Raw genomic sequence first — 2,357 nt, forward strand, 5'->3', positions numbered from 1 at the left:
GGCCGGTGCGTCGCTCCCCCGCCGGGTCCCGCGGGTCAGGAGGCGTCGTCCGTGGCACTCCGCGCCGTCAGGCCGGTGACGGGAAGGTGTGCGATGCCGTGGAAGAAGTAGTTGGGCAGCAGGGGCGGCGGGCTGTCCGGGTCGGCCGGCCGCAGCCCGGGGTGCCGACGGACGAGGGTGGTCAGCGCGACACGGCCCTCCATGCGGGCCAGGTGCGCGCCGACGCACGCGTGCGCCCCCGTGCCGAAGGCCAGGTGGTCGCGGACACTGTCGCGGTGCGGGTCGAACCGGGCCGGCTCGGGGACGGCCTCGGGGTCGCGGTTGGCGGCGCTGAGGATGGGAAGCACCTGGGCACCCGCGGGCAGGTCGGTGCCGCCGAGCGTGGTCCGTCGGGTGGTGACGCGTACGAGGCCGCGGTGCGGGGCGGCATACCGCAGCCCCTCCTCCAGGGCCCGCGCGGTGACGGTCTCCGGGTCGGCCACGGCCTGCTCCCACAGCGCGCGGTCGGTCAGCAGCAGGTGGGCCGCCGTGGTGATGGTGTGGCATGTGGTGACGGTGCCCGCGACCCAGTGCACCAGCATGTTGTTGAGCTGGTTCGCCACGGTGAAGGGCTCCGCTCCGGCGGCGGGGTCGCCGTGGGCGTATACCCCGAGTGCGCCCTCGTGACCGTCCGGCAGGGCGGCGAGGAAGCCGCGCGCCCACTCCTCGTACTCCCGGAGCCTTCCCGCTGCCCGGCTCTTGTCGGGGAGCGGCGTGTCGGGCGTTATCAGCGCGGCCATGTCCTGGGCCCAGGCGGCCACCTGCTCGACCATGTCCCGTGGCACGCCCATGGCCAGGCCCATGACGCCGTGCACCAGCGGCAGTGCGTAGTGCTCCACCAGGTCCGGCCGCTCGTGCCGGGCGAGGGCGGCGGCGAGTTCCTCGGCGAGGCCGGTGACGCGGGGAGCGAGCGGGTTGACGCGGGGCCCCGCGTAGGCGCGCTGCACGGTGGCGCGCAGCCGCCCGTGCTCCGGCGCGTCCGCGTCCACCACCCCGCTGACCGGTTCCCGCAGGAAACCGGGCAGCTGGGCCGCGATCTCCTCGGGGAGCCCCGCGGCCACCGGTCCCCCGAGGGCGTAGGCAGAGGAGTAGGTCGCGGTGTCCGTCAGCACCTCCTCGGCCTCCCGCCGGGTGAGCACGAGGTAGGCGCCCCGCATCCGCGGGCTGCGCACCACCCGGTGACCGGCCGCCAGCAGCGCGTCCAGGTCCGCGACGGGGTCCTTTGCGAGCGGATCGAAATCGACGTGTGCGACTGACTCCTGCATGGGGCCTGCCCTCAACTTCCGGCGCTGCGACAGCGGTTGGTGATATGACGGGAACCACTATCACGCATCCGGGCGGCGGAGAACCCCTGCTCCGTCCGACCGGGGCACGGCCGGGCGGGAGGCGGCGGGCGTCCCGTGGGCGGGCGGTGCCCGGTGCGCCGGTAGCATCACCGGATCATGGGGACACGCGTCGAGATGATCACTGTCCCGCCGGGGCGGGTGACGCTGTCCGACCGGCGGACGGGACGCCGGTGGCCGGTCGAGCCGGCGCCGTACCAGCTGGCGGCCTTCCAGGTGACCCAGGAGCTGTACGCGGAGGTCACCGGTTCCCGTCCGGGCGGCGTCCAGGGTGACCGGGTGCCGGTCGAGGGGGTCTGCTGGACCGACGCCGTCCGCTTCTGCAACGCCCTGTCGGAACGGGACGGCCTCGCGCCCGCCTACCGCCTCACGGGCGACAGCGACGCCGGCAGCGACACGGGCAGCGGCGTCGCGTGGGACCCGGCACGCGACGGCTACCGGCTGCCGACCGAGGCCGAGTGGGAGCACGCCTGCCGCGCCGGGACCGAGGGACCGCGCCACGGACCGCTCGACGAGATCGCCTGGTACCGCGGCAACTCCGGGGGGCGCCCCCACGAGGTGGGCGGCAAGCTGCCCAACGCCTGGGGCTTCCACGACATGCTCGGGAACGTGTGGGAGTGGTGCTGGGATCTGTACGACCCCGAGGTCTACGGCGACTACCGGGTGCTCCGCGGCGGTGGCTGGTTCGACGAGCACTGGAGCTGCCGGGCGTCGGTGCGCCGCCGCAGCCACCCGGCGTTCCGGGTGGACGACGTGGGGTTCCGTCTCGCCCGGTCCGCCGTCCCGGCCGGCGGCGCCGACGCCCGGGACTGACCGCCTCCCGCCGCCCCGGCGGCCTCATGTCGGCGGCACAGGCGGTCCCTGCGCCGCGGAGGGCGGGGCGGCCAGGGGCCGGGAGGGGGCCGTTCCCGTGCCTCCGTCCCGCGGGGCCGGGGTGGACGGGGAACGGCGGGCACCGGGCGGGTTCCCTGCCTG

General features: G+C 75.6%; 2 protein-coding genes. One reads left to right on the forward strand and one right to left on the reverse strand.

What is annotated here, in order from left to right:
* Positions 1 to 35 precede the first annotated feature (35 nt).
* Positions 36 to 1,304 (reverse strand): cytochrome P450, encoded by a 1,269-nt coding sequence (locus FM076_RS02655; RefSeq protein ID WP_173868337.1) that lies wholly within the window; start codon positions 1,302 to 1,304, stop codon positions 36 to 38.
* Positions 1,305 to 1,481: 177 nt separating this feature from the next.
* Between FM076_RS02655 and FM076_RS02660 the strand changes: the two genes are divergently transcribed.
* A complete protein-coding gene (locus FM076_RS02660; protein WP_243274275.1) occupies positions 1,482 to 2,195 on the forward strand; it encodes a formylglycine-generating enzyme family protein in 714 nt (237 codons plus the stop codon).
* Positions 2,196 to 2,357: the final 162 nt, after the last annotated feature.

It is taken from the genome of Streptomyces albus subsp. chlorinus, assembly GCF_013302895.1.
In the GTDB taxonomy this organism is placed as follows: Bacteria; Actinomycetota; Actinomycetes; order Streptomycetales; family Streptomycetaceae; genus Streptomyces; species Streptomyces chlorinus.

Bases quoted from the DNA above. Each gene is read 5' to 3' on its own strand.
- FM076_RS02660 (WP_243274275.1), top strand. From the start codon at position 1,482: ATGGGGACACGCGTCGAGATGATCACTGTCCCGCCGGGGCGGGTGACG.
- FM076_RS02655 (WP_173868337.1), bottom strand. From the start codon at position 1,304: ATGCAGGAGTCAGTCGCACACGTCGATTTCGATCCGCTCGCAAAGGAC.